Source organism: Mitsuokella jalaludinii DSM 13811 (genome assembly GCF_000702905.1).
Lineage (GTDB): Bacteria > Bacillota > Negativicutes > Selenomonadales > Selenomonadaceae > Mitsuokella > Mitsuokella jalaludinii.
This window is the reverse complement of record NZ_JNKR01000001.1, coordinates 445,634-472,169: the sequence shown is the minus strand read 5'-3', so window position 1 is coordinate 472,169 and position 26,536 is coordinate 445,634. Positions and strand designations below refer to the sequence as shown.

Here is a 26,536-nt window from a genome sequence, read left to right as displayed (position 1 = left end):
GCTGAAAGCATCTAAGCGTGAAGCCCGTCCCGAGATGAAGTATCTCATAGCACAAGCTAGTAAGACACCTTGAAGAAGACAAGGTTGATAGGGTAGATGTGGGAGTGCCGCAAGGCATGAAGCTGACTACTACTAATATGTCGAGGGCTTAACTAGAGAACTGGAGTGTTCGCAGAGTAGTTTCTTCTGTATAGTTTTGAATGTGCAATCATTCAAATAGAATATCCGGTGATGATGCCTGAATGGTTCCACCTGTTCCCATACCGAACACAGTAGTTAAGCATTCAGAGGCCGAAAGTACTTGTCTGGAGACGGACTGGGAGGATAGGAAGTTGCCGGTTAGGCAGGGGCTCCGCTGAGGCGGAGCCCTTTTTTGCACGGCAAGGAGATGAAAAAGATGAAAAATCTTTTTGCCAGTGCTTGACAGGCCAGGAGAATCTCTGTATAATAATGACCTGTGAGTGACACATCAGGATATATAGTTTAATTGCAGCAGTGAATTTTGACGCTCACGTTTGGTTCACTAGCTCAGTTGGCAGAGCACCTGACTTTTAATCAGGGTGTCCCGGGTTCGAATCCCGGGTGAGCCACCAATTCATGATGATCCACGATGTGCATCAATCCTTATTATGGCCCGGTAGTTTAGTTGGTTAGAATGCCGCCCTGTCACGGCGGAGGTCATGGGTTCAAGTCCCATTCGGGTCGCCATCTTGCCTCGGTAGCTCAGTCGGTAGAGCAGGGGACTGAAAATCCCCGTGTCAGTGGTTCGATTCCGCTCTGAGGCACCACTTGACATCATGCCCGCTATGCGGGCTTTTTTCGTATGTATATATCGGAGGTATTCAATGGAGGCCCTTCTCGCTTCGTTTCTCGTGGTCTTCCTGGCAGAGCTTGGGGATAAGACGCAGCTCATTGTCATGGCGTTCACGGCCAAGTACCGCTGGCAATCTGTCTTTGCCGGCATGACGATCGGCATCTTCCTCGTGCATTCGCTGGCTGTAGCTGTGGGCTCTCTGGCAGGACAGCTCATCCCGGTCCATCTCATGACGGTCATCGCATCCTGCTTGTTCATCGGCTTTGGCGTCTGGACGCTGCGCGGTGACGATGAGGAAGAAGAGGAGGCGGCAACGTCGCGCTTCGGTCCGCTGCTGACGGTCGCCATGACGTTCATCGTCGGTGAGATGGGCGACAAGACGCAGTTCGCGGCGATGACGATGGCAGCGCAGTACGATTCTTGGCCAATGGTCCTCTTGGGAGCTGTGGTCGGCATGGTGCTCGCTGACAGTCTCGGCATCCTTGCGGGGGCTTTCCTGCACCGTAAATTGCCGGCCAGGAAGATGCGCTACCTGTCGGCTGGGATCTTCCTATTCTTCGGTGTGTTGGGCCTGCTGCAGAGCGCGTTCCAGGGCGTGTTCGCGTGACCGTTTTCCTTGTATTTTCCAGATTGTGATGTATAATGAGTGTAGTTTGAGATATCGATAAAAAGAAAGGAAGACTTGCAAACATGGAACAGTTTTCGACGATGTTCTTGGAGTTCATTGCCTCGTGGGGGTACTTCGCGATTGCCATCCTCATGGCTGCGGAGAATGCCTGCATCCCGATTCCCAGTGAGCTCATCCTCGGCTTTGCGGGTTATCTGATCTTCTCGGGGCAGCTGACATTTGCAGGCGCCCTGACGGCGGGCATGGTCGGCGGCATGCTCGGCTCGATCTTTGCCTATCTCGTCGGCCATTACGGCGGACGCAGTTTCGTCGACCGCTACGGCCATTACTTCTTCATCAAGAAGTCGCATGTCGATGTCGCGCAGAACTGGTTCGACAAGTACGGCCTCAAGGCTGTCTTCTTCAGCCGCATGCTGCCGGTCGTGCGCACGTTCATCTCGCTGCCGGCAGGCTTTGCGCATGTCGACATGAAGCGCTTCCTCATCCTGACGTTTGCGGGCGCACTGCCTTGGACGGCCCTGATCCTCTACGCCGGCATGATGCTCGGCGAGAGCTGGAAGGTCCTCACGCAGATCGGCCATGAGGCGAGCATTGTCTTCGTCGTGGTCGCCGCCATCGTCATCGGCGCCCTCTACATCCGCCATAAGAAGAGAAAAAACGCGCAGGAAAGCGTTGACGCAGAGTAAACACAAAGAAAGAAAAGCCATCTCCGAGTCCATGCGGCTTGGAGATGGCTTTTTGTTGCGCGCTTCTCAGCGCAGCAGGAAGAAGAGCGCGGGGAAGATGACGGGCAGGAAGGCCGCCGTCGTGATGACGAAGGAGGCGACGGAGAGGTCGGTCGTCAGGTGGTAGAGGCGCGCGGTCAGCACGGCGTTGATGGCCGTCGGGCAGAAGGCGCAGATCAGCAGGGTGCCCTGTACAACGGGGTCGCTGACGAAGAGGTAAATTAGCACGCCGAAGATGGCCGGCGTGATCACGAAGCGCAGGGCGGTCAAGGAGCGCACTTGGCGCTCGTAGCGGCGCACTTGCCCAAAGTCAATGAGGAAGCCGACGGGCAGCATGGCAATCCAGGCGGCGATGTGGACGAGTCCCTGGAAGATGGTGCCGAGCACGGCCGGGCGAGCGATGCCGAAGGCGTTGAACAAGAGCCCCACCGCGATGCCGAGCAGGCTCATCTGATTGAGCGAGAAGAACATCTCGCAGAAGCTCTTGAAGCGGTTCGTCTTGCGGATGGCGTGCGTCTGCTTTATGTAGCAGTACTGGGCCATCGGGAAGATGACGAGCACGAGCATGATGTTCTGGCACGTGCCGATGATCTGCGTGTAGGCGAAGCCCTGCTCGGCATAGAGGATGAAGGCGCAGACGCCACCGAGCGTGCCGATGTTCGAGAGCATGGCACTCGCGACGTAGGCGCCGCGGTCGAGCCAGCTCGCATAATGCCTGGCGAAGAGCAGGCTGCCGATGGCGCCTGGCACGAGGATCAGCAGGAAGCCGAAGAGCAGGACGATCAGCAGGTTCCACGAGATCGGCAGGACCCAGAAACTCAGCAGGGCGAGGATGGTGTAGATGCAGACGACGTTGAAGCGGATGAGCTTGTTGATGGACTCGTCAGAGACGAGATGGCGCTGGTGCAGGTAGTAGCCGACGGCCAGCGGCGCGATGAGGTCGGTCAACACGAAGATCAACCGCAGATTCATAGCGTCCATGTGGTCACTTCTTTCTAGATATCGGATCGATAAATTACGTTATCACATTAATCCTAGCATGTTTGGAAGGGCTTGTAAATCGAGGGGCTTGTGTTATACTTTGCATGAGGCAATGGGGCCTCGGGAATCAGGAGGGTATTGTGCGTAATCTCGTCATTGGATCGTGTCTCTTGTCCCTGGCCGGGAGCATCTGGGGCGGCATGTTCATCGCCGTGCGGCTCGCAATCTTTGTCATCCCGCCGGTGCCGCTTGTCTGGATGCGCTACGGGACGGCGCTGCTGGCCCTGACCATCCTGATGGTCATCACGCATTCGTCCTGGCATATCGACAAGAAGGATTGCAAGCTGCTGCTCTTGTCCGCTCTTTCCGGCCAAGTGCTCTCCATCGTGACGCAGGAGACGGGTACGATGATGACTTCCGCGCAGACGGGCTCGGTCATCACGGCTGCCACGCCCGCGTTCATGGTCGTCTTCGGCTATGTCCTTCTCCATGAAAAACTCACGGCAGGGCGGATCATCTCCGTCGTTCTCGCCACGATCGGCGTTCTATTCATCGTCCTGGATCCGGATAACTTTGAGATTAATCCGCTCGGAGGACTCTCGCTGTTCGTGGCAGCCGTCACATGGGCCTTCATGTCGGTCCTCTTGAAATTCCTTTCGGAGTATCCCGTCATCACGGTGACGTTCTACAGCGTGCTCATCGCCTTCTTGACGCTGACGCCGTACGGCCTTTACTGGCTGCTGACTTCTGCGGATTACGCGGCGATGTCAGCGCCGTCCGTCTGGGGCTCGGTGCTCTACCTCGGCTTCATCTCGACGACGGCCGGTTTCTGTCTCTGGAACAAGGGGCTCCTCTATATGGATGCCTCGCTTGGCGGTCTCTTCATGTTCTTCCAGCCGACCGTCGGGACGTTCCTCGGCTGGCTGCTGCTCGCTGAGCCAGTCACGCTCTACTTCTGGATCGGCTTCACGCTGATCGCAGTCGGTGTCGTGCTCGCGCTGCGCGGAGGCAATACGACGGCTGCCGAGAAGCTCGCGCGCTGTCATCAGGACAGCGGGAAGGCCTCACACCCCGGCGGAGCCTGAATGCGATGGCACTTGAATAATGCTTGCATTCGAGCGCAGCTCGTGGTATACTAATTTAGTCGCTGAAATGCGAAGATGTAACTCTGCTCCTCGTAGTGGGGGAGCCAAAGACCAAAGAGGGAGGTGATTTCGTGAGAAAGTACGAAGTCATATTTATCGTGAAACCGATGGAAGAGGATGCAACGAACGCTGTCATCGAGAAGTTCAGCAACCTGATCCAGAACAACGGTGGTACTATCGATAAAGAAGATCGCTGGGGCAAGAAGCGTCTTGCTTATGAGATCAAGGACTGCACGGAAGGTTTCTACTGCCTGTTCAACGTTACGTGTGAGCCGGCATGCGTTGCTGAGTGCGACCGCGTCATGAAGATTACGGACGAGATCCTCAAGCACATGATCGTCAAATCCGACGAGGAGTGAGCGAGAGACTTGTAGAAGTCTTCAATTTCTTTAAGATGTACTACACCATATGGGTGTCAGGGAGGCATACCTCATGAACAAGGCAATACTGATTGGACGTCTGACTCGTGATCCTGAGGTCCGTTATACGCAGTCTGGTGTGGCTGTATGCACATTCACACTGGCTGTTGACCGCCGTTTCGCTCGCAGAGATGCCAATGATGGCCAGCCAACGGCGGATTTCATTCCCATTGTGACCTGGCGCAAGCTTGCTGAGATCTGTGGTAACAACCTGATCAAAGGCCGCCGCATCTCGGTGGAAGGCCGCATCCAGGTCAGGAACTACGAGGCACAGGACGGTTCGAAGCGTTATGTGACCGAAATCGTAGCAGATGAGATCGAGTTCCTCGATTCGAGAAACTCGGCTTCGCACGAGGGTGGTTTCGGTGGTGCTCCGGCACCGCAGCAGCCGCCGCAGTCCAAACCGACTGATGCTGGCTCGTTTGGTCCGTCTATCCCTGATGAAGAAATCCCATTTTAAGACTGGAGGGGAATTACTTTGATGAGACGTGACAGAGGCAGAAGACCTCGCAGAAAGGTCTGCTCGTTCTGCGTAGACAAGGTCGATCATATCGACTATAAAGACGTTGCAAAACTGCGCCGCTTCGTTACGGAGCGCGGCAAGATTTTACCGCGTCGTATCTCCGGCAACTGCGCTAAGCATCAGCGTCAGGTGACGGTTGCAATCAAACGCGCACGCAGTATCGCACTGCTGCCGTTTACTGCAGAATAAGATGATGAAGTGCTGTACCTCGGTACAGCACTTTTTTTGTTGAGTATCCCGTATGGAAAGGGGGAACATCATGCATAGGCGCATCGAGAGTGCCATGACCATGATGACAGATCCACGTCATTTCAAACTGCGCCTCTTCATTGAAGGCAATATCATCGGCATTGCCACGGGCATGGTTATCGCATTGTTCCGCTATCTGCTGGAGCTGTCGGAGGAATACCTGCCCGTGCTCTACCGCTGGCTGCCGGAGCACATCGCCTGGATTCCCGTGTGGTTCCTGCTGCTGGCCATCTGTGGCTGGGTCCTCTACCGCATCGTGCGCAGGGACGGCATGACCTCAGGGTCAGGCATCCCGCAGATCAAGGGCATCCTGCTCGGCGAGATGGACATGAACTGGGCGCGCGTGCTCATCCTGAAGTTCATAGGTGCCGTGCTCGGCATCGGCGCGGGCATGTCGCTCGGCCGTGAGGGCCCGAGCGTCCAGCTCGGCGCCTGTCTCGGCCAGGGCCTCGGCCGTCTCACGCACCGCTCGTACGCAGAGAGCCATTACCTGCTGACGGCCGGCGCAGGTGCGGGCCTCGCGGCTGCCTTCAACGCGCCGCTGGCCGGTGTGATCTTCTGTCTGGAGGAGCTCACCAAGAACTTCTCAGCCTTCGTGCTCATGGGCGCTATCTCGGCGGCCGTCACGGCGACGACGGTCACGCAGTACTTCTTCGGCATGCAGCCTGTCTTCCACATGGGCGTCGTGCCGGTCATCGATACGGGACACATGTACATCCTGCTCATCGTGCTCGGCGCCTTCGTCGGCCTCTTGGGCCTCGCGTTCAACCCGATGCTCACGCGCTCACAGGACTTCTACAAGAAGATGCCGGCGCGCTACCGTCCTCTCGTGCCGCTCTTCTGCGCAGGCGTCCTGGGCTTCTTGCTGCCAGAGATCCTCGGCGGTGGCAGTCGCCTCGTCGATTCGCTCGTCGTGACGGACTACACGCTGGCCTTTCTCGCTCTGCTGCTCTTGGCAAAGTTCCTCTTCACGATGATATGCTTTGGCTCGGGCGTGCCGGGCGGCATCTTCCTGCCGATGCTCGTACTCGGTTCGGTTGGCGGCGCTGTCTTCGCCAAGATCGCGATCTTCTTCCATTGGATGCCGGAGCTCTTCGCCGTCAACTGCATCGTCTTCGGCATGGCGGCGTACTTCTCGGCTGTCGTCAAGTCGCCAATCACGGGCAGTGTCCTGATCATGGAGATGACGGGGTCCTTCGAGCACATGCTCGCGCTGATCATCGTCTCGATGACGGCCTACCTCGTCTCGGACCTCACGGGCGGGGAGCCGGTTTACGACATGCTGCTCTCTAAAAGCCTGGCCGTGCGCGATAAGATCGCGCGCCGCATCCGCCACCGCCGCATCCTCCTCGAGGTGTCAGTCGGCGTCAAGTCGGCCCTCGATGGCGCTGTCGTCGCACAGGCCGGCTGGCCGTCTGGCTGCGTGCTCGTCAATGTGCGCCGCGGCCCGCAGGAGCTCGCGCCGCGCGACGAACTCCGCCTGCAGTCAGGCGATGCGCTCTTTGTGCTGACGGATGCCGATGATACGGCGGCCCTTCAGGGCCTGGCCGCCGAGCATCCCGACCGATGAGTCGACTTCATGTGGACAAAACAGCCAAAATCCTGCATAATCTTCCATGTTTGTGATGAGATATGAGAGTTTTTTGCAGAAAGGCTTGATAATTTTTCTCTTATCTAGTACAATAATCGTACAACAAGAACAAACAATAAAAGCAAGTGTTTCATAGGAGTGGTTAATATGTTTTTGGAAGAACGTCAAGACATCATCCTGAGCATGCTGGCACGTGACGGCAAGGTCCGCGTGCGCGACCTCAGTGAGAAGTTCAAGGTCACGGAAGACTGCATCCGCAAGGATCTCGGCGCCCTCGAGAAGAAGGGCAAGCTCAAGCGCACGTACGGCGGTGCGGTCCGCATCCGCGAGAACAGCCACATGGTCGAGGTCAGCAAACACCGCAATACGGATGTCGAGGCGAAGCAGCGCATCGCGCAGGCAGCGGTCAAACTCATCCACGAGAAGGACATGGTCTTCCTCGACATCTCGATGAGCAACCTCGCCATCGCGGAGCTCCTCGTCAAGATGGAGCTCGAGGTCACGGTCGTCACGAACATGATTGATATCCTCGTTGTGCTCGCGCGCAACCCGAAGATCCGCGTCGTCTTCGCTGGCGGCAAGATCAACAAGAGCCGCGACGGCTTCTGGGGCGGTATGACGCTCGACTTCATCTCGCGCCTCAAGCCGGACATCGCCTTCGTCGGTGCAGTCGGCGTCGATGTCAAGGAGAACAGCGTCTCGACGTACGATATCGATGATGGCATCAACAAGGCAGCCATCATCCGCCACAGCAAGAAGGCATACGTCGTCGCAGAGGCGCGCAAGCTCAGCACGGACGGCAACTACAACTACACGACGCTCGACACGCTCTCGGGTCTCATCACCGATTCGGAGCCGGCGGCGGACATCCGCGCTGCGGCGGATTCGTACGGCGTGGAGATCATCCTGCCATGATGATCTCTATGCCCGCATGGCTGTCACGGTTGAATTGGAAAACTCTATATACGGGCATCCTGGAAGGACTGAAGGTATTTGCGTTTTACCTCGCAGTCCTTTCCCTTTTTCGGGGGTTTTTCATCGCCTGGATGGCTCCGTACATGGGCCCGGGCACAGGGGCTCATGATATCTTCCTCGCGCTCTGGCGCGGCTTCCGCCTCTCGATGCAGACGGCCGGTGCCCTGACGCTCGTGAGCTTTGTTCCGGGGCTGCTGCTTCATTTCTGGAAGCCGCGCTGGGGAAGACGGCTCGTGCTCGCCTTGAACGGCGTGCTGCTCTCGGCGCTCTCCATTCTCTTTGTCGCGAGCTTCCCGTTTTACCGCCAGTTCCACGCGAATTTCAACCAGATGCTCTTCACGGGAGCTAACGACGACATCTACGCGCTCTTCATCACGATGGTGCAGCAGTACTACCTGCCGGTGCGTCTGGCGGGAGCCCTGCTGCTCGCCTGCGTCCTTTGGCGCGGGCTGCGCGCGCTGCTTTCCTGCGCGTGGCTCGAGAACTGCACGGACGGCATGCGCCTGCCCGCATTCGTGCGCTGGCTCGGACGGCTGGCCTTTCTCTATCTGACATACATTGTCGTACTGCTCGGCATTTTCGGCGGCAGCCTGGGATGGCAGACGTCCGTCAACTGGGAGAATGCCGGCGTCACGAAGGACGACTTCCTCAATGAGGCCATCCTCGACAATGTGCAGGCCATCTACCGCGCCTACAACCTCAATGAGCGCATGCTCGCCTGCAATGGCCTCGACTTCACGACGGAGGACATCCGCAACCTGGCGGCCAAGCTCTCGGGCAAGCCGGCCGATACGGATGACCTTGATGTCTACCTGACGAAAGAGGCACAGGGGCCGCAGATCGAGCGGCCGACACAGGTCATTGTCATCCTGTCGGAGAGCTTTGCCAACTGGCCGCTGCTCGACAAGTACAAGGATATCCCCATCTCGCACGGCATGCGCAGCCTCATCGCCGAGGATGACACGGACTACTGTCCGACGTTCCTGCCGAATGGCGCGAGCACCGTTTCGGCCGTCACGGGTGTCGTGACGGGCTTTGCGGACGCCAATCTTTATCTGACGACGATGCCGGAGTCGTTTGACGCGCCGTATCCGACGGCCAGTGCGCCGCAGATGGAGAAACTCGGCTACGAGACGAACTTCTGGTACGCGGGGCCGTCGACCTGGGAGCGCATCGGCGCTTTCACGCAGGCGCAGGGCTTCGAGCACTTCTACAGCCGCGGCGACTTCGGCGATGTGCCGGGCAGCGTCTGGGGCTGTGAGGACGAAGTCCTCTACGAGAAGGTGCTCGATGGCCTCGACCCTGCGACGCCGAGCTTCAATGTGCTCTTGAACGCTTCGAACCACTCGCCGTACGACCTTGACCTTGCGGCCAAGGGATTCGACAAGGAGGCGGTGCGCGAGGCGCTTCCTGAAGACCATCAGCAGGACGAAGAGCTCCTCAAGGAACTCGGCCACTACTGGTATGCCGACCGCGAGCTCGCGAAGTTCGTCCAGGCGGTCAAGGCAAAGTGCCCGGACAGCCTCATCGTCATCGTCGGCGATCACGGTGACCGCTACAACATCGACAAGACGCCGACGATGTACGAGCGCTACGGCATCCCGTTCATCATCACGGGCAAGGGCATCCACAAGGGCACGCTGCTCCCGGATGCGGCCGGTAGCCAGATTGACATCATGCCGACCATCTACGAGCTCATCGCGCCGAAGGGCTTCTCGTACATGGCTGTCGGCTCGAGCCTGACGCGCACGAACCGTCAGGGCGTCAACTACGGCTTCTTCATCACGCGCCATGCCATCGGCAAGGCAGACACCGTGCCGCTCGTGCCGGAGTCTGTCGACGGCACGGAGCCGGTGCTCGACCAGCAGGCGATGGAGGACTACATCAACGGCGTCCGCAGCGTCTCGTGGTGGCGCCCGAAGTACGGTGCCATTCTCGATGAGACGAAGCTTGAGGGGCGCCGCTGAGCCGATGAAGGGAGAAAAAACGATGATTTCACTGAAAGACTGCCAGCTCTGCCCGCGCCGCTGCGGCGTCGACCGCACGCAGCGGGCGGGCTTCTGCGGGGCAGGGGCGAAGGCGCGCATCGCGCTCGTCTCGCTGCACAGGTGGGAGGAGCCATGTCTCACAGGCGCCGATGGGCGCGGTGCGGGCACGGTATTCTTCTCGTACTGCAACCTGCGCTGCTGCTTCTGTCAGAATCACGAGATCTCGCATGAGGGCTTCGGCTATGAAGTCACGGATGAGCGGCTCGCGGCGATTTTCCTCGAGCAGCAGGCGCGCGGTGCGGCGACGCTCGACCTCGTGACGCCGACGCATTACGTGCCGGAGATCCTGCATGCACTCGAGATGGCCAGGGAGCAGGGCTTCCACCTGCCCGTCGTCTACAACTCCGGTGCCTATGAGACAGAGGAGACGATCGAGGCGCTGCGCGGCCAGGTCGACATCTTCCTGCCGGACCTGAAGTACGCCGACGAGGCGAGTGCGCGCGAGTACTCGCTCGCGCCCGATTACTTCGCCGTCGCGACAAAGGCCATCCTGCGCATGTACGATGAGGTCGGCCCGCTGCAGTTTGCGCCGGACGGCCAGCTCAAGAAGGGCGTCATCATCCGCCATCTCGTGCTGCCGGGCCACCGCCACGAGAGCATGCGCGTTCTCGACTGGATCTACAAGACATTCGGCGATACGGTGCAGATTTCCCTGATGAACCAGTACACGCCAATGTACCGGGCGGCAGAGCACAAGGGCATGAACCGCCGCCTGACGACGTTTGAGTATCAGTCGGTCGTCGACCACGCCCTAACGCTCGGCATCACGCACTGCTACGTGCAGCAGGGCCGCACGGCCGATACAAAATTCGTGCCGCATTTCGACGGCAGCGGCGTCGAGCAGGGCTGACAGACCGCTCTGGCGGTCCTGACTTGGAATAATTTGCGATAGGGGGATCTTTTTGCTCACCGTATTCTTGTTTTGCTTCTCACTCCTGCCGATGGCCTATCTGCGCTACTATCCGTTCCGGGTCATCGCGACGCCGCGCGAGCAGCATATCCTCATCGTCGGCCATCTCATCATCTTCGCGATCGAGTTCCTGCTCGTCACGGCGCTCTTCGCGTCGGGGTTGGCGCCGATGGCGGGAAGTGCCTTCCACAAGCTCTACTTCATCTGCTACTGGCCGCACTTCTTTTTGCTGGTGTTCACGATACGCCCGTTTTGGTTCCGCCATTTCTTCGTGCTCGGGATACAGGGCATCTACGCGGTCTTCCTCCACACGGTGACAGTCCTGCTCCTGAAGCAGATCTGGATGCAGACGACCTACTTTGCCAGCCTGTACTTCTTATGCTACCTCGGCCTGCTGCTACTGAGCTTCCCGGGGATGATATGGCTGCTCGGCAAGCTCTTCACGCGAGAGCAACTGCTGAGAGGGAAGCCGACGGCTGCTTTCTGGAAGTACCTCGGCTTTGTGCCGCTGCTCCTCACCTATTATCAGGGGAGCATGGGCTATGCCACCTTGCTCCAGCAGATCCAGGACTTGTCGGATATCCACCTCTACATGCTGGTGAGCCGGATAATCCTTGTCATCATCGGGATTGTCCTCGTCCTCTCGGTGCGCAGCGGCTACCGCCAGGTCTGCATCATGCTCCGTGCGAAGGAGCGCAGTATGGCGATACAGGAGCAGCTCCGCGAGATTCACGACTATGCGGATACCATGCAAAAGGAGCAGCAGAAGCTCGCCATCATGCGCCACGACAGCCGCCATCAGCTGCGCATGCTGGCCGAGCTCATCGAGAGCGGCCACTGCGATGAGGCTGAGCGGCAGCTGATGGCCATGAGGAAGGAGGTGGAGAGACGATGAGCTTTGACATGATGACAGTGGGCATCACCGCGGTCTACGTCCTGATCCTGCAGCCCTTCGCGCTCTTGCAGATCTTGCCGTTCCGCCGCTTCCTGACCGTCGCGCAGCAAAAGCAGCTCGCCCTCGTCTGGTGCCTGCTCGTCGTATTGGAGACGGGCCTTATCACGGTGATTGTCTCTTTAGCTGTCTTCCCGTCGCGCCAGATCGCCTACTGGCTGCTCGGCTACCTCGTCTGGATTCCCCAGTTCGCGCTGGCCTTCTGCTTCACGCGCCGCTTCTGGGCGGGCCATATCTTCATCGCGGCCTTCCGCATCCTGTTCTCGGGCATCATCTACACGGTCACGCGCGCCATCCTGCTGCTCCTCTTCCCGGACAAGCTGCTGCCGAGCCTCTACTTCGAGCAGATCCTGCTCTACGGCGCGCTGTCGCTGCTGCTCTTCCCGCTGCTCGTGCGCTTCTTCACCGATACCTTCCGCCACTTTGAGGTGGCTTCGACGCGACGCTACTGGCGCATCATCACGCTGATCCCCGTGCTGCTCGCCGTCGAGTCGCTCTACCTGAGCCTCATCGACTCGCAGGAGAAGGTCTTCGAGTTGTTGCTGCCCCGTCTCATGCTGCTCATCGTCATCTTCCTGCTCATGGCCGCCCTCCGCAGCGGCCAGAGCGAGGTCTATCGGGACCTGCGGGTCTTCGAAAAAGAACACGAGCTGCAGCAGCAGCTCGTGTCAACGGCTCATTATGTGAAACTGTCAGAGGAGTCACGGCAGCGCATGGCTGTTCTCTACGAGAAGCAGCGGCAGCACATCGACCAACTGATTGCGCTCGTGCGCCATCGCGACCGCGAGGGGGCGCTGGCGTACATCGAGTCGCTCGGCGCGCAGTTCGGCCGCACGAAGCTGCCGCAGTACTGCAAGAACACCCTGATCAACGCGGCTCTGACGGTCTACTTTGCACGCGCCAAGGAGCTCTCCATCCCCGTGACGGCCACCATCGACCTGCCGGAAGAGCTCTTCTGCAGCAGTGACCTCTCCATCGTGCTCTCGAACCTCGTAGAGAATGCCCTGATCGCGAGCCAGAAGCAGCCGCCATCGGCGCGCCAAATCGTCGTCATGACGATGTGCCAGAACGGCGTCATCAACCTCCTCGTCAAGAACCGCTTTGACAAGGCGGTCGAGTTCGACGAGGAAGACCTGCCCGTGACGCATGTCAAGGGCCATGGCCTCGGCATGAAGTCCTTGGCCCGCTTCCGCGACAAGTACGACGCCACCGTCTTCTGCCAGCAGAAAGAAGGCTGGTTCACGACCTACATCCAGATACCGCTCCGCGCATCGTCATGAGGGGGTCACATCTGCTTTGCCGTGAACATGAATTGGAAATAGAGTTCCTGAAAATCCCGATACTTGCGCTTGCCAAGCGGGAGTTCCTGCCCGGCAATCTCCACGTAGTCCGACTTGATCATGTGGACGGCGGCGAGATTGACGATGTAGCCCTTGTTCGGCGAGGCGAATTGTCCCGGCGCGATCTTGTCGAGCGCATCCTTCATCTCCTGGCCGGACTTGCGCGTCTCGAGAACCGTGCCGTCTGCCAGGTGGACCTGCAGGATGTGGCCGTTGCTCTCAAAGTAGAGAATCTGCGCGATTTCCTCGATGCAGATGCCGCCGCCCACGAGCCGCAGCACGACCTTGGCGCTGTTGCGCTGGCGGATGAACGAGATGGCCCGGTCCATCGCCTTGTTGAACTGGCTCTGCGTGAAGGGCTTCAGCAGGTAGTCCGTGGCCTTGACCGCAAAGGCATCCACAGCGAACTCATCGCTCGTCGTCAGGAAGATGATCTCCGTGGCGCGGTTGTATTTGCGCAGCTCGCGGGCGACCTCCGTGCCGAGGATTCCCGGCATGCAGACGTCGAGCAGGACAATGTCAAAGACAGCGCCCTGTTCGATCGCATCGACAAAGGAGAAAGATTTGTCAAATGTTTCATAGGACACCGTGTCGTGTTTATTTTGGAAATACGTCTCAGATGAGCGTCGGATGGATTGAATCTGGTCCGGCTGATCATCACAGATGGCGATATGCAGCATGGAGTCACATCCTTTCGAATATCTTGTCTTAATTTAAAGTATACTCGCTTTTCTGCGATACGCAAAAAAACGTCCTAAAAGGGCGGTTTTTTGACATAAACAGGCCCTGTCGCATTGCGGCAGGGCCTGTTCTTGTCGGTATATCACTGTTCCGGATTGCCGTCCGGGTCGGTGGAGAGTTTGTACTGGCCGAGCATGGTCGTCAAGTTGTCGCGGTTGAAGCGGTAAGACGTGCTCGTGAAGTCCTGGCCGGGGTCGTAGCGCTCCGACGGGGCGTTGAGGAGGCCGCAGATCGTATCGTAGAGCATGTCATTCGTGAAGTAGCGGCTCTCGTGGCTCCTGAGGGCGGCGGTGCGTCCCGGCAGGGCCGACTGGTACGAAGGCGAGAGGTAGATCCACATCGGGATGCGGACCATGTCGAAGCTGAAGACGTCCGGGTTGTGGGAGATCGTCAGGTTCTCGCCGTGGTCGGAGAAGTAGACCATCGCCTGCAGGTTGAGGTTCTTCTTGGCGTAGTCGAAGACCTGCGAGAGGATGTAGTCGGTGTAGAGTATGCTGTTTGCGTACGATGCTTCTGACGTCATTGTCGAACTGCCCTCTTCGCCCTGGAACTTGTTGAAGCTCTCCGGATAGCGGTTGTTGTAGTAGATGTGGCTGCCCATGATGTGCAGGACGATGAAGTTGTTCTTGTTGGGATCGACCTGCGTCAGGTACGGCAAGAGGGTCTCGTCGTACTTGTCGGAGAAGTTGTAGGAGTCGTCGGTCCACTCTGCGTGGTCGGCCGTCTTGGCGACGAGCGTGATGGCGCTGTCGTACTGGCCGTAGCGTCCCTGGTTGCTGAACCAGTAGGTGTCGTAGCCCGACTTCTTGGCGACGTCGAGGATGGAGGCCGAGTTGAAGAACTCCTTGTCGTTGTACTGGCTCTGCTCCGTTAGGGCGCGTTGCAGGACCGGCACGGTCTGCGACCACGAGGAGTAGGCGTTCTGGAAGAAGAGGAAGTCAGGATTTGCTTTCTGCTGGCTCTGCCACGGCGTGTCGTCGTAGGCGTAGTCATTGGTGAAGGCCTTCATGTAGTTGCGCGAGGCTGATTCGCCGATGACGACGATGACCGTGCCGGGCGATTTTGCTGCGAGTGTCTGTGTTCCCTCGATGGAGAGGCTGGCAAAGCGCTCCTCGTAGTTGAGGCTGTAGGTCTGCGTCTGCTTGACGTAGGTGTCGACGTCGTTCCAGAGGTCGGCAATCGAGGTCTGCGGCACGTACCACCAGAGTGAGACGAGCGAGCCGATGACGAGCAGTGCGAGCGCGCCCATGCGGCCTGCCGTCGAGTCTTCCTGCTCGAGGCGGCGCGCAAAGGCCATGTGGCCGCGCCAGCAGGCGTAGAGGAAGAGCGCGAGCCCCGCGATGATGAAGCAGGCGGGGACGACGCCGACGTTCGACTCGATGAAGTCGATGCTCTCGCGCCAGTTCGTCAGGTAGAGCGCCATCAGCGAGGCGGGCGAGAGGCAGTGCCAGACGATGAAGTAGTAGGCGTACTGGATGAAGGGGATGACGATGCCGAAGAGATTCAGTAGCGCCATGAAGAAGGCGATGATCTTCTCGTGCCCGAGCCGGAAGAGCGCTCCTTCAAGCGCGGTGAGCAAGAGGAAGAGCGAGGTGCCGACGAGGAAGTCGAAGCAGATCTTCGACATGTACCAGTCCTGGTGGTACGTCCAGGTGTAGAGCAGCGGGAAGGCGCTGCACCAGGCGAGCCCTGTGAAGAGGTTCGGCAGGGTAGCCCACGAGAAGAGCGGAACGCGCGTGCCGTACTGCACGAGCACGAGCGCGAGCATGACGGGCAGGAAGACGGGGATGAAGTACTCCGCGCCCATGTCCTGTCCGATGTCGATGTAGAAGGCGATCAGGCAGATGTAGTAGATGCCCGATGCCGTCAGCCAGCGGATGAGACGGTCCTGTCTCTCGGTAGAAAGTTGCATGCGATTACCTCGGTTCCAGGCTGCCTGGGGCAGCCGTCTATATAGCGGATTGAGTCGTTCCTTGATTGTCGAAAAATCCCGCTATATTTTACCTGAAATCGTGTCGTTCGTCAATTTGAGAATGCGCTGTAAACGGTGCTGGAATCTGCAGGAAGAAGCATCAGAGAGTGGTTTTCCGTCTGTCCGCGTGATTTTCGTGATTGCCAGAGGGGCGCTTCTCTGATACAATATATACCTGTCATCAAGAAACGGAACACTATATATAGGGGAGGCGCAGAGGCGCTGCACAAGATGAGCCGAAAGCTCGCGGCGCACGAACCATATGAATCTGAAGACTGTAACGAAACGTTCTGGCCACACCGTGCCATATAATCGCGAAAAGATCTACCACGCCATCGCCGGTGCCAATTCCGACGGCGGCAACACGATGTCGGAAAAGGACATCGACGAGGTGACGAGCCAGGTCGAATGGGACATCAAGGACCGCGACAACGTCAGCGTCGAGGAGATCCAGGATATCGTCGAGCAGGAGCTCATGAAGTACGACTTCTACGACATCGCGAAGAAGTACATCACCTACCGCCAGAAGCATGCGGAGCGCCGCGCGGCGCAGAAGCACCTCATGGAGTCGTACCGCGACATCTTCTTTGCGGACTCGGTCGACTCGGACCTCAAGCGCGACAATGCGAACATCAATACGGATGCCTCGATGGGCATCATGCTCAAGCTCGGCGCCGAGGGCGCGAAGCACTTCGTCGACAATTACGTGCTCGACGAGGAGTACGCTGAGGCAGACCGCGAGAACTACATCCACATCCACGACAAGGACTTCTCGCTGATCACGTTCAACTGCTGCCAGATCGACCTCTTGAAGCTCTTCCACGGCGGCTTCTCGACGGGCCACGGCTTTTTGCGCGAGCCGAACTCGATCCGCGCCTATGCGTCGCTTGCCTGCATCGCCATCCAGTCGAACCAGAATGACATGTTCGGCGGCCAGAGCATCAATGCCTTTGACTACGCGATGGCAGAGGGCGTGCGCAAGTCCTTCCGCAAGGCCATCTTCGATGAGGCACACAAGGCTCTGATTTATCGCTTCGGCATGGATCCGTTCCGCGATTACGGCGCCTTCAAGGCCGTATTCAAGGAACACCTTTCCATGGAGCACTGTCACTTCACGGAAAGCGATGACGATCCGAAGGCCAAGGAGAGCATGGACACGCTCGTCGCAGCACTCGAGGCAACGCTTGCGGATGAGTACCACAAGCCGACGACGGATGTCGTCGTCGATGCGGTCAACATCTATCACCTGGCCTGCGCCGACGTTGTCGAGGAGACGCATCAGGCGATGGAGGCACTCATCCACAACTTCAATACGCTGCACAGCCGCGCTGGCGCACAGGTGCCGTTCTCGTCCATCAACTACGGCATGGACACGTCGCCTGAGGGCCGCCTCGTCATCAGCGAGGTCCTCAACGCCATCTGGGCTGGCCTCGGCTACGGCGAGACGCCGATCTTCCCGATCTCGGTCTTCCAGCTCAAGGCGGGCGTCAACTACAACCCCGGCGATGCGAACTACGACCTCTTCCTCAAGGCGTGCAAGGTCAGCGCCAAGCGGCTGTTCCCGAACTTCGTCAACATCGACGCGCCGTACAATCTGCAGTACTACAAGCCAGGCGACTACAACAGCGTCGTCGCGACGATGGGCTGCCGCACGCGCGTCATGAGCAATGTCAACGGCCCGGAGGAGTCGGGCAGCCGCGGCAACTTCTCGTTCACGACGATCAACCTGCCGAAGCTCGCGCTCGAGGCCAAGGGCGACCTCAAGAAGTTCTGGGAGCTCTACGACCACTACATTGAACTCAGCCACGACTACCTGCTCTCGCGCCTCGCGATCATCGAGCAGAAGCACGTCTACAACTACCCGTTCCTCATGGGGCAGGGCGTCTGGATGGACAGCGAGAAGCTCAAGCCGACGGATTCCATCAAGGAAGTCCTCAAGCACGCTTCGTACTCCATCGGCTTCTGCGGCCTCGCGGAGTGCCTCAAGGCGCTCGTCGGCAAGCATCACGGCGAGAGCGAGGAGGCGCAGGAGCTCGGCCTCAAGATTGTCGGTCACCTGCGCGAGCGCACGGATGCCTACACGGAGGAAGAGCACCGCAACTGGTCGACGTTCGGCACGCCGGCTGAGTCGACGGCGGGCCAGTTCCAGCGCGCGAACCGCAAGAAGTACGGCATCATCCCGGGTGTCACGGACCGCGAGTACATGACGAACTCCAGCCACGTGCCGGTCTACTACCCGATCAAGGCCATCGACAAGATCCGCATCGAGGCGCCGTACCATGCGCTCGAGAATGCCGGCCACATTGCCTACATCGAGATGGACGGCGATCCGTCGAAGAATGTCAAGGCTTTCGAGGCTGTTGTCCGCGCCATGCACGACGCCGACATGGGCTACTTCTCGATCAACCATCCGGTCGACCGCGACCCGGTCTGCGGCTACACGGGCATCATTGAGAACGAGTGCCCGCACTGCCACCGCAAGGAAATCGAGCGCGGCCACATCGTCATCCCGCGCATGAAGACGAGCTGCTGCGAGTGATCCTGCCTGTCGCGATTGTAAACTTGTAACGCGGCGCCTCATGATGTAGAATAGAGACAGATTGTAGTTCACCATGAGGAGGAATCACCATGAAAGTCATTCACACGGATCAGGCGCCGGCAGCTGTCGGCCCGTACAGCCAGGCCATCGAGGCAAATGGTGTGCTCTACTGCTCGGGCCAGATTGCCATCAATCCGGCAGAGGGCAAGATCGTCGCCACGACGATCGAGGGGCAGGCCGAGCAGTGCTGCCGCAATGTCGAGGCCGTGCTCAAGGAAGCCGGCACGGACATGAGCCACGTCGTCAAGACGACGTGCTTCCTCGCGGAGATCGCGGATTTCAAGGCCTTCAACGAAGTCTACGCCAAGCATTTCATCTCCAAGCCGGCCAGGAGCTGCGTGGCGGTCAAGGACCTGCCAGCCGGCGCACTCTGCGAGGTAGAGGTCACGGCCGTCCTCTGAGTCAATCGGCAAGATCGTGATAAAAAAAGAGCTCTGACATTGTCAGAGCTTTTTCTTTTTGGGTTCAACCGAAGAACTGGTAGTAGAGGACGATGAAGAACAGCGCAATCGCGAGGCCGATGCTCGCGGCGCTGGCGCGTTCGACGTAGATGGCTCTCGTCTCGGAGAGTTTGGCGTGGCGGCGCACGTACGTCAGGATCAGGGAGACCGTCAGCAGGACGTACATCGCGCGGTTCATGTTATCAAAATTCCCCCAGCCGAGGAAGCAGACGAAGATGGTCAGTCCGATGAGGATCAGGATCGGATAGTCCTTGCCGACCTTCGGCTCTTTCTTCTTGTCGTCGGGTTTGTTCTTCTCGTAGAGCTTCTTCTGCAGTTTCTTATACTGATTTGCCATGGAGATTCCCTGCCTTTGTGATTTACATATATTCTCTGCCATATTATACCGTTTTGTAAACTTTTTTGCAAAAAGAATTGCAGGCGAGAAGGATGATTGTTAAAATATAAGGTGCAGTCTTATTGCTTTGTGGAAGATTGTAACCTTGTAAAGGTATCGATATCAACCATCAATCGGTACATTGCAGTACATCACATAATAAGAGAAATTCTATGTTTAGGGGGGATTGACGTGATAAGGGAACATCGCAGCAGGGAGAAGCTCGAGGGCTATTATCGCAAGTTCGTAGAAGAGGGGATACTCGACCCGAATGTCCATCCGTGGGTGGCGGAGTCGTGGATGAAGAGCCGGGAGCTCGGCATCGGCACGGAGAAGATGGATGTGTCGCGCAAACTGCCAAAGGAGGAGTTTGCCGCGCTCCAGGCGAAGAACCAGGATGCGATCGACTACCTCAGCGGTATCAGCGAGGACATCCGCGAATTCTTCCAGGAGTACAATCTGTCGCTGCTGCTCATCGATTCGGAATGCCGCGTGCTCAAGAGCTATTCGCTGCCGTTCTATCAGATGACGCCGGGCGAGATCGAGGGCGTGCGCGTCGGCGTCGAGGATGTCGGCACGTCGAGCATCAGCGTGGCTTATGCGCATCAGACGCCGTTCTGGATGTTCGGCCCGGAGATGTGGGTCAAGGAATGCCAGCTCGGCGATGCCTGCTCGGCGCCCATCAAGGTCAATGGAGAGTTCCAGTACATCATCACGCTCGTCTCGATGGAGCAGGTGCCGATGCCGCAGGATGCCATCATCGCGCTGCTCTTGACGATGAAGAACGCGCTCGAGGCACATCTCGCGGAATCGGTCCGCATCAAGGCCGAGGAGGCAATCCTCGACGCGACACCGTTTGCGGTCTATCACGTCATGCCGGGAGGCGAGGTCGCCTATGCCAATAAGCTCGGCCACACGCGCCTTGAGGGCATCGGCGCCAAGCGGCCGGATGACAAGAAGTACACGTCGAACCTCAACGATGTCATCATGAACTATCAGCACACGCCGATCTACAAGGGCTTCAACGGCGTGCCTTCGTACAATAAAGAAGTCACGTGGATCACGCCGAAGAAGACGTATGAGGACATCACGACGGTCGTGCCGCTGGAGCGAGATGCCGATCGCGCCGTCGAGTCGGTCGTCGTCGTCTCGATGCCCATCGAGGACCTGCGCACGCTCGTCGCGCATGCTGCGGGCTACACGGCGAAGTACAGCCTCAACTCGATGGTTGGCGAAGGCACGACGTTTGCGAGCGTCCGCGCGAAGGCCGCCCGCGTGGCCAAGAACAAGCACCACGTGCTGATCCAGGGCGAGGCCGGCACGGGCAAGCAGCGCATGGCGCACGGCATCCATCAGGCGAGCCCGCGCGCGGCGGGCCCGCTCATCACGCTGCGCTGCGGCGATGCGACGCCTGAGATCCTGGAGCAGGAGCTCTTCGGCACCGTCATGGGGCCGGATGCGAGCCACCAGGGCCGCCTGGAACTCGCCTCGGGCGGCACGCTCTTTCTCGATGAGATCGAGAAGATGCCGCGCTCGATTGCCGTCGCGCTGGCGAAAGCACTCAAGGAAGGCAAGACGCACCGCATCGGCGAGACGGTCGAGCGCGACATCGACGTGCGCATCATCGCCGCCTGCGACAGCGACCTCAAGCGCCTGACGGAGCGCGGCCTCTTCGCGCCGGAGCTCTATGACATCGTCTCGAAGAGCGTCGTGCGCGTACCGCCTCTGCGCAGCCGTCGCGAGGACATCCCGAAGCTGGCGGATCACATCGTCGCGGAGCTCGCGGAGCAGCATCAGATGAAGCCGAAGCGCATCCTGCCTGAGACGGATGAGCTTCTCAAGCATTACGACTGGCCGGGCAACATCAAGCAGCTGCAGAGCGTGCTTGAATATGCCTTCTTCAACACGCCGAAAGACACGATTGCACCGGAGAACATCAGCCTCATGGGCGATGTCAAGCCGGACAACAAGTGGAAGGAAGACAAAGAGGTCTTCGTCAAGGCATGGCAGGCCGCTGGCGGCAATGTCAGCCGCCTCGCGAACCTCCTCAATGTCAGCCGCGTGACACTCTACCGCTACCTCAAGAAGTACAACCTCGAGAAGAAATAAGATAAATAGGACAAAGGAGATATATCGTGCGTTTAAGAAGAAAGCCGTGGGTGGATGAAGCCATCCACGAATTCGATGATTTTGTCGTGAGCCGTGACCAGGAGATCGGCGAGGAGAAGAAGGGCAAGTGGGCGGAAATCTTTGGCCGCCAGGCGCCTCTTCATGTCGAGCTCGGCACGGGCAAGGGCGACTTCATCAGCCAGCTGGCTGAGCTCCACCCGGACATCAACTACATCGGCATCGAGATGCAGCAGGATGTGCTCTATTCGGCGGCCAAGAAGATCGCGGAGAAAGAGCTCAAGAATGTGCGCCTGCTTGTCTTTGACATCAACCACATCGAGGACATCTTCGGCGAGGGCGAAGTCGACCGCTTCTACATCAACTTCTGCGACCCGTGGCCGAAGAAGCGCCATGCGAAGCGCCGCCTCACTCACGTCGGCTTCCTCGAGAAGTACCGCCGCCTCTTGAAGAAGCCGGGCGAGCTCCACTTCAAGACGGACAATCGCCCGCTCTTCGATTTCTCGCTCGAGCAGTTTGCGGAGGCGGGCCTCAAGGTCGAGGATGTCTCGTACGACCTGCACGCCGAGAACCGCCCGGACAACATCATGACGGAGTATGAGCGCAAGTTCAGCGGCTTCGGCGAGAAGATCAACCGCTGTGAAGTCATTTTCGAGTAAGGGATGAAGGGGGCATTTCGATGCTGATCCGGAAGACGCCGTGGCGCAACGAATCAGAACCAGTCATCGTCATCATGGCTGTCCTGCTCCTGCTGGGGACCATCAACGTATTCAGCTCGAGCTTCGTCCTCGCGACGACGAGTTACAACAATCCGTATTACTTTCTCATCCGCCATGCCGTCTGGCTCGTCCTGGGCATCTTCGTCTGCTTCGCCTGCAGCCGCATCAACTACCACCGCTGGCAGAGCATCACGAAGTGGCTTCTCATTGCCACGGTCCTCGCTCTGATCCTCGTGCTGGTCATGGGCACGGTCGTCAACGGCGCGCGGCGCTGGCTCTCGTTCGCTGGCTTCAGCGTGCAGCCGGCAGAGTTTGCCAAGCTCACGGGCATCCTGATCGCCTCGCGCTTCCTGACGATGATGATGAAGCGCGAGAAGAAGATCGACCTGCTCAAGGCGCCGCCGTACTGGGTCATCTTCTTCATGGCGGCGCTCGTCGAACTTGAGCCGGACATGGGGACGGCCTGCATCGTCTTCGGTGTGCCGTTCCTCATGGCCTTCCTCGTCGGCATCCCCTGGAAACAGGTGAAGGTGCTGTTCTTCACGGGGATAGCGGGCATCGTCGGCCTGATCGTCTGGCAGCCGTACCGCCTGCTGCGCGTGAAGACGACGTACGACCCGTGGAGTGACGCGCAGGGCGTCGGCTACCAGGCCGTGCAGTCGATGTCGACGATCGGCTCGGGCGGCCTCTGGGGCATGGGCCTCGGCGAGGGCGTCAGCAAGTATGAGTACCTGCCGGAGGCCCACACCGACTTCGCCTTCGCGATCTTCGCGCAGGAGCACGGCTACCTCGGCGTCCTGCTCGTCATCGCCCTGTTCTTCATGCTGGCAATCTGCTGCTACTACATCTCGGCGCGGGCGCGCGACATCTACGGTCAGGTCCTGACGATTGGCATCATGCTGCTCGTCGTCGGCCAGGCCCTCGGCAACCTCTTCATGGTCAGCGGAACCTTCCCAGTCGTCGGCGTACCGCTGCCCTTCATCAGTTACGGCGGCTCTTCGCTGCTCGTCACGATGGCGTCCATGGGCATCTTGCTGAACATCTGTCGCCACGGCTTCCAGCTGCAGCACGATGAGCGGCAGGACGCCCGCAAGGACGTCATCCGGGAAGGCCGCGGGGGAGCGCAGGGGACGCCGCCTCTGCGCCTGGTCAAGTGAGTCTTGTTTTGACCGGGTCTTGCGCGATGTGGTACAATAAGCGGTATAGATTATCCAGCTTGACAGATGCTTTTGAGAGAGGTGCGTGCGTTTGCGAAATCAATGCGTTGTAGTATTTCTTCTGGCCTCCTTTCTCCTGCTCTTCGGCACAACGGAGGCAATGGCTTCAAATATCCTCGTCCGGCAGGGCTCCCGTGGCCCTGCCGTGCGGCAGGTGCAGACGCTGCTCATCGAGCAGGGCTGGCTGACCGGCGCGGCGGACGGCATCTGTGGCAATCAGACTGTCGCGGCCATCAAGTCTTTCCAGAAGGCGAATGGGCTCGATGATGACGGCGTCTGCGGCAATGGCACGTACTCCGTGCTCTCTGGCGGCCAGGAATACCAGCCGTCATCGGATGAGAGCGACGGCACGGTCATGTACGTCAATGCGACGGCCTACAGTGCCGATGACCCGGGCAACTCCGCCTACACGGCGCTCGGCACCCATGTGCGCCACGGCATCATCGCCGTCGACCCGAGCATTATCCCGCTCGGTACGCACGTCTACATCCCGGGCTACGGCGAGGCCGTGGCCGAAGACGTTGGCGGCGCCATCCGCGGCCACCGCATCGATGTGGCCTTCGACTCAAGAGCCGAGGCGCTGGCCTTCGGCCGCCAGGACATCGAGATTTACATACGCGATTAAGACTCGGGAAGAGCGCAGCTTTGGCTGCGCTCTTTTTGTATACACAGAGACTGTAAACAATACCTTTCTTGTGTGAACGTTTTGGCCGGAAATTCCATCTCAATGGTACAAAACCTGAGTGAATGGAAGAAAAGTCCCCTTTAGAAAAACAAAATTCAAGTTTTTGTTCCTTTTCTTTGCACAAAAGTGTTGACTATTGTAACTGTGTAAACTATAATAAGTTCATCGCAATCAAACATTGCTAGGGAGAGAAAAGGGAGGAATTCATATGAATTTCGGCAAGAAAGGTCTGAAACTCGCCAGCGTCCTCATGGGCACGATGCTCATGGGCGGCGTACTCGCAGGCTGCGGCAGCCAGGCTGACAGCAACGAGATCAAGGTCGGTGCGAACTTCGAGATGACGGGCAATGTTGCCAACTACGGTGCAGCAACGCTCGACGGCCTCAAGCTCGCAATCGATGAGATCAACGATGCGGGCGGCGTCGATGGCAAGAAAATCACGCTGGTCACGGCCGACAATAAATCCGAGGCATCAGAGGCCGTCAATGCGGCAACGAAGCTGATCTCGGATGATAAGGTATCCGTCCTCGTCGGCCCGGCTGTCACGGCGAACGTCATTGCTGAGTCGCAGGTCGCTACGGACAACAAGGTCCCCATCATCGCACCGGATGCCACGAGCCCGGACGTCACGGTAGAGAACGGCAAGGTCAAGCCGTTCGTCTTCCGCAGCTGCTTCATCGATCCGCAGCAGGGCACGGTCATGGCGAAGTTTGCTTCCGAGAACCTCAAGGCTAAGACGGCTGTCATCTACGTCGACAACAGCACGGATTACTCGAAGAGCCTCGGCAAGGTCTTCAAGGAGAAGTTCGAGGCAGCCGGCGGCAAGGTCCTCATGGAAGAAGCCTTCCTCGCCAAGGACCAGGACTTCAAGGCAACGCTGACGAAGCTCAAGACGGCTAATGCCGATGTCATCTTCGTCCCGGCTTACTATGAAGAAGTCGGCAAGATCGTCAAGCAGGCCCGCGAGCTCGGCATCACGGCCCCGATCCTCGGCACGGACGGCTGGGATGATTCGAAGGTCACGGATATCGCCGGTGCAGAAGCGCTCAACAACACGTACTTCAGCACGCATTACTCCGACAAGGACGAATCGGTAAAGCCGTTCGTCGAAGCATTCCAGAAGAAGTACGGCCATATGCCGAACGTCTTCGCAGCTCTCGGCTATGATGCCGGCAAGATGCTTGCTGATGCCATCAAGCGCGCAGGCAGCGCAGACCCGGAGAAGATCCAGAAGGCTCTCGAAGAGACGAAGGATCTCAAGGTCGGTACTGGCACGATCACGATGGACAAGAACCACAATCCGATCAAGCAGGCCGTCATCCTGCAGAACAAGGATGGCGATCGCGTGATGGTCGCGAAGATCATGCCGGAAGAGTAAGAAGCGTACACAATAGGCTAGAAGAGAAGGGGCCGCAGGGATGCGGCCTCTTACTATATGGAAGGAGCTCTCTATGGAAGTCTGGCATCAAGTCTTGCAGCAGCTCATCAATGGCATCTCGCTCGGCAGTATCTACGCACTGATCGCGCTAGGCTATACGATGATCTACGGCATCATCAAGCTCATCAACTTCGCCCATGGCGATATCTACATGGTGGGCGCATACATCGGTTTCTTCGCCATCACGCAGGCACACCTGTCTGTCGTGCCGGCACTGCTCATCTCGCTCGTCGTCACAGGATTCTTGGGCATGCTCGTCGAGCGTCTCGCCTACAAGCCGCTGCGCCATGCGCCGCGCATCTCGGTGCTCATCACGGCCATCGGCGTCTCGTTCTTCCTCGAGTACACGACGATGTACTTCGTCTCGCCGACGCCGCGCACGTTCCCGGCGATGTTCGGTGACGTGGCCGTCACGGTCGGCGGCATCGTCATCAACGGCCAGCAGATGCTGATCCTCGGCATCACGGCCGTGCTCATGGTCATCCTGACGTATATCGTCCAGAAGACGAAGACGGGCAAGGCGATGCGCGCTGCCTCCTTTGACACGGAGACGGCGGAACTCATGGGCATCAATTCGGACCGCATCATCTCGATCACGTTCGGCATCGGCTCGGCACTCGCCGCTGTCGCCGGTGTGCTCGTCGGCATCTACTACAACTCGATCGATCCGCTCATGGGCATCATGCCGGGCCTCAAGGCCTTCGTCGCAGCCGTCCTCGGCGGCATCGGCATCCTGCCGGGCGCTGTGGTCGGCGGCCTGATCCTCGGCGTCGTCGAGGCGCTCGTCTCGGGCTTCATCTCGTCGACGTTCCGCGATGCGGCTGCCTTTGCCATCTTGATCCTCGTGTTGCTCGTGCGGCCGGCCGGTATCTTTGGCAAGAACACGAAGGAAAAGGTCTAA

At 58.7% G+C, this 26,536-nt stretch carries 24 protein-coding genes, 3 tRNA genes and 2 rRNA genes; 25 read left to right on the top strand and 4 right to left on the bottom strand.

Annotated features, from left to right (window positions below):
- The 7 genes from T518_RS02235 to T518_RS02205 form a co-directional block, all read left to right on the top strand.
- Window positions 1-156, top strand: a 23S ribosomal RNA gene (locus T518_RS02235); the annotation flags it as partial.
- 68 nt (window positions 157-224) lie between these two features.
- Window positions 225-341 (top strand): 5S ribosomal RNA (gene rrf / locus T518_RS02230).
- 176 nt (window positions 342-517) lie between these two features.
- A tRNA-Lys gene (locus T518_RS02225) sits at window positions 518-593 on the top strand.
- 38 nt (window positions 594-631) lie between these two features.
- Window positions 632-708 (top strand) — tRNA-Asp (locus T518_RS02220).
- A 4-nt stretch (window positions 709-712) separates the two neighbouring features.
- Window positions 713-788: transfer RNA gene (locus tag T518_RS02215), tRNA-Phe, on the top strand.
- 57 nt (window positions 789-845) lie between these two features.
- Window positions 846-1,421 carry a TMEM165/GDT1 family protein gene (locus T518_RS02210; protein ID WP_036374368.1) on the top strand — a complete coding sequence of 192 codons (576 nt, stop codon included), beginning with the start codon at window positions 846-848 and terminating at the stop codon, window positions 1,419-1,421.
- An 83-nt stretch (window positions 1,422-1,504) separates the two neighbouring features.
- The gene (locus T518_RS02205) at window positions 1,505-2,128 is read left to right on the top strand and encodes a DedA family protein (protein WP_036374366.1); all 624 of its coding nucleotides are present in this window, start codon (window positions 1,505-1,507) and stop codon (window positions 2,126-2,128) included.
- A 66-nt stretch (window positions 2,129-2,194) separates the two neighbouring features.
- Here T518_RS02205 and T518_RS02200 read toward each other — a convergent pair whose 3' ends face one another.
- Window positions 2,195-3,148: an AEC family transporter gene (locus T518_RS02200; RefSeq protein WP_036374364.1), complete on the bottom strand. Its 954-nt coding sequence runs from the start codon at window positions 3,146-3,148 to the stop codon at window positions 2,195-2,197.
- A gap of 140 nt (window positions 3,149-3,288) precedes the next feature.
- Here T518_RS02200 and T518_RS02195 point away from each other — a divergent pair, with 140 nt between their 5' ends.
- From T518_RS02195 to T518_RS02155, 10 genes are all read left to right on the top strand, one after another.
- Window positions 3,289-4,233, top strand: coding sequence for a DMT family transporter (locus T518_RS02195; protein ID WP_051652138.1), 945 nt, complete (start codon window positions 3,289-3,291; stop codon window positions 4,231-4,233).
- A 131-nt stretch (window positions 4,234-4,364) separates the two neighbouring features.
- Window positions 4,365-4,652 (top strand): 30S ribosomal protein S6, encoded by a 288-nt coding sequence (rpsF, locus tag T518_RS02190; protein WP_036374361.1) that lies wholly within the window; start codon window positions 4,365-4,367, stop codon window positions 4,650-4,652.
- Window positions 4,653-4,725: 73 nt separating this feature from the next.
- Entirely contained in the window at window positions 4,726-5,172 is a 447-nt protein-coding gene (locus T518_RS02185; RefSeq protein WP_036374550.1) for a single-stranded DNA-binding protein, read from the top strand.
- Between the two features lie 21 nt (window positions 5,173-5,193).
- Window positions 5,194-5,424 carry a 30S ribosomal protein S18 gene (gene rpsR / locus T518_RS11520; protein ID WP_072003558.1) on the top strand — a complete coding sequence of 77 codons (231 nt, stop codon included), beginning with the start codon at window positions 5,194-5,196 and terminating at the stop codon, window positions 5,422-5,424.
- Window positions 5,425-5,494: 70 nt separating this feature from the next.
- The gene (locus T518_RS02180; RefSeq protein ID WP_036374358.1) at window positions 5,495-7,054 is read left to right on the top strand and encodes a ClC family H(+)/Cl(-) exchange transporter; all 1,560 of its coding nucleotides are present in this window, start codon (window positions 5,495-5,497) and stop codon (window positions 7,052-7,054) included.
- A 168-nt stretch (window positions 7,055-7,222) separates the two neighbouring features.
- Complete coding sequence (locus T518_RS02175; protein ID WP_036374355.1) at window positions 7,223-7,990, top strand: DeoR/GlpR family DNA-binding transcription regulator; 768 nt, start codon at window positions 7,223-7,225, stop codon at window positions 7,988-7,990.
- Between the two features lie 131 nt (window positions 7,991-8,121).
- A complete protein-coding gene (locus T518_RS02170) occupies window positions 8,122-10,017 on the top strand; it encodes an LTA synthase family protein (protein ID WP_415949320.1) in 1,896 nt (631 codons plus the stop codon).
- Window positions 10,018-10,039: 22 nt separating this feature from the next.
- Entirely contained in the window at window positions 10,040-10,948 is a 909-nt protein-coding gene (locus T518_RS02165) for a radical SAM protein (protein ID WP_211248164.1), read from the top strand.
- 67 nt (window positions 10,949-11,015) lie between these two features.
- Window positions 11,016-11,903, top strand: coding sequence for a hypothetical protein (locus tag T518_RS02160; protein WP_162177185.1), 888 nt, complete (start codon window positions 11,016-11,018; stop codon window positions 11,901-11,903).
- Entirely contained in the window at window positions 11,900-13,240 is a 1,341-nt protein-coding gene (locus T518_RS02155) for a GHKL domain-containing protein (protein WP_248617135.1), read from the top strand. The genes T518_RS02160 and T518_RS02155 overlap by 4 nt, the downstream gene beginning before the upstream one ends.
- Window positions 13,241-13,245: 5 nt before the next feature.
- On the opposite strand, the gene T518_RS02150 is transcribed toward T518_RS02155, so the two are convergent.
- Window positions 13,246-13,980 carry a LytR/AlgR family response regulator transcription factor gene (locus T518_RS02150; RefSeq protein WP_036374352.1) on the bottom strand — a complete coding sequence of 245 codons (735 nt, stop codon included), beginning with the start codon at window positions 13,978-13,980 and terminating at the stop codon, window positions 13,246-13,248.
- 143 nt (window positions 13,981-14,123) lie between these two features.
- Window positions 14,124-15,953 (bottom strand): phosphoethanolamine transferase, encoded by a 1,830-nt coding sequence (locus tag T518_RS02145; protein ID WP_036374350.1) that lies wholly within the window; start codon window positions 15,951-15,953, stop codon window positions 14,124-14,126.
- 322 nt (window positions 15,954-16,275) lie between these two features.
- Here T518_RS02145 and T518_RS02140 point away from each other — a divergent pair, with 322 nt between their 5' ends.
- Complete coding sequence (locus tag T518_RS02140; RefSeq protein ID WP_036374348.1) at window positions 16,276-18,552, top strand: anaerobic ribonucleoside triphosphate reductase; 2,277 nt, start codon at window positions 16,276-16,278, stop codon at window positions 18,550-18,552.
- 89 nt (window positions 18,553-18,641) lie between these two features.
- A complete protein-coding gene (locus T518_RS02135; protein WP_036374346.1) occupies window positions 18,642-19,013 on the top strand; it encodes a Rid family detoxifying hydrolase in 372 nt (123 codons plus the stop codon).
- A 64-nt stretch (window positions 19,014-19,077) separates the two neighbouring features.
- Here the strand turns inward: T518_RS02135 and T518_RS02130 are convergent, their stop codons facing one another.
- A complete protein-coding gene (locus T518_RS02130; RefSeq protein ID WP_036374344.1) occupies window positions 19,078-19,410 on the bottom strand; it encodes a hypothetical protein in 333 nt (110 codons plus the stop codon).
- Window positions 19,411-19,641: 231 nt separating this feature from the next.
- On the opposite strand from T518_RS02130, the gene T518_RS02125 reads away from it, so the two are divergent.
- From T518_RS02125 to T518_RS02100, 6 genes are all read left to right on the top strand, one after another.
- Window positions 19,642-21,558, top strand: a complete 1,917-nt coding sequence (locus T518_RS02125; RefSeq protein ID WP_036374343.1) for a sigma 54-interacting transcriptional regulator — start codon at window positions 19,642-19,644, stop codon at window positions 21,556-21,558.
- Window positions 21,559-21,584: 26 nt separating this feature from the next.
- The gene (trmB, locus tag T518_RS02120; protein WP_036374341.1) at window positions 21,585-22,235 is read left to right on the top strand and encodes a tRNA (guanosine(46)-N7)-methyltransferase TrmB; all 651 of its coding nucleotides are present in this window, start codon (window positions 21,585-21,587) and stop codon (window positions 22,233-22,235) included.
- 20 nt (window positions 22,236-22,255) lie between these two features.
- Window positions 22,256-23,452: a putative lipid II flippase FtsW gene (gene ftsW, locus T518_RS02115; protein WP_036374339.1), complete on the top strand. Its 1,197-nt coding sequence runs from the start codon at window positions 22,256-22,258 to the stop codon at window positions 23,450-23,452.
- Window positions 23,453-23,612: 160 nt separating this feature from the next.
- Window positions 23,613-24,137, top strand: coding sequence for a 3D domain-containing protein (locus T518_RS02110; protein WP_081828382.1), 525 nt, complete (start codon window positions 23,613-23,615; stop codon window positions 24,135-24,137).
- Window positions 24,138-24,405: 268 nt separating this feature from the next.
- A complete protein-coding gene (locus T518_RS02105) occupies window positions 24,406-25,575 on the top strand; it encodes an ABC transporter substrate-binding protein (RefSeq protein ID WP_036374338.1) in 1,170 nt (389 codons plus the stop codon).
- A 73-nt stretch (window positions 25,576-25,648) separates the two neighbouring features.
- A complete protein-coding gene (locus T518_RS02100) occupies window positions 25,649-26,536 on the top strand; it encodes a branched-chain amino acid ABC transporter permease (protein WP_036374336.1) in 888 nt (295 codons plus the stop codon).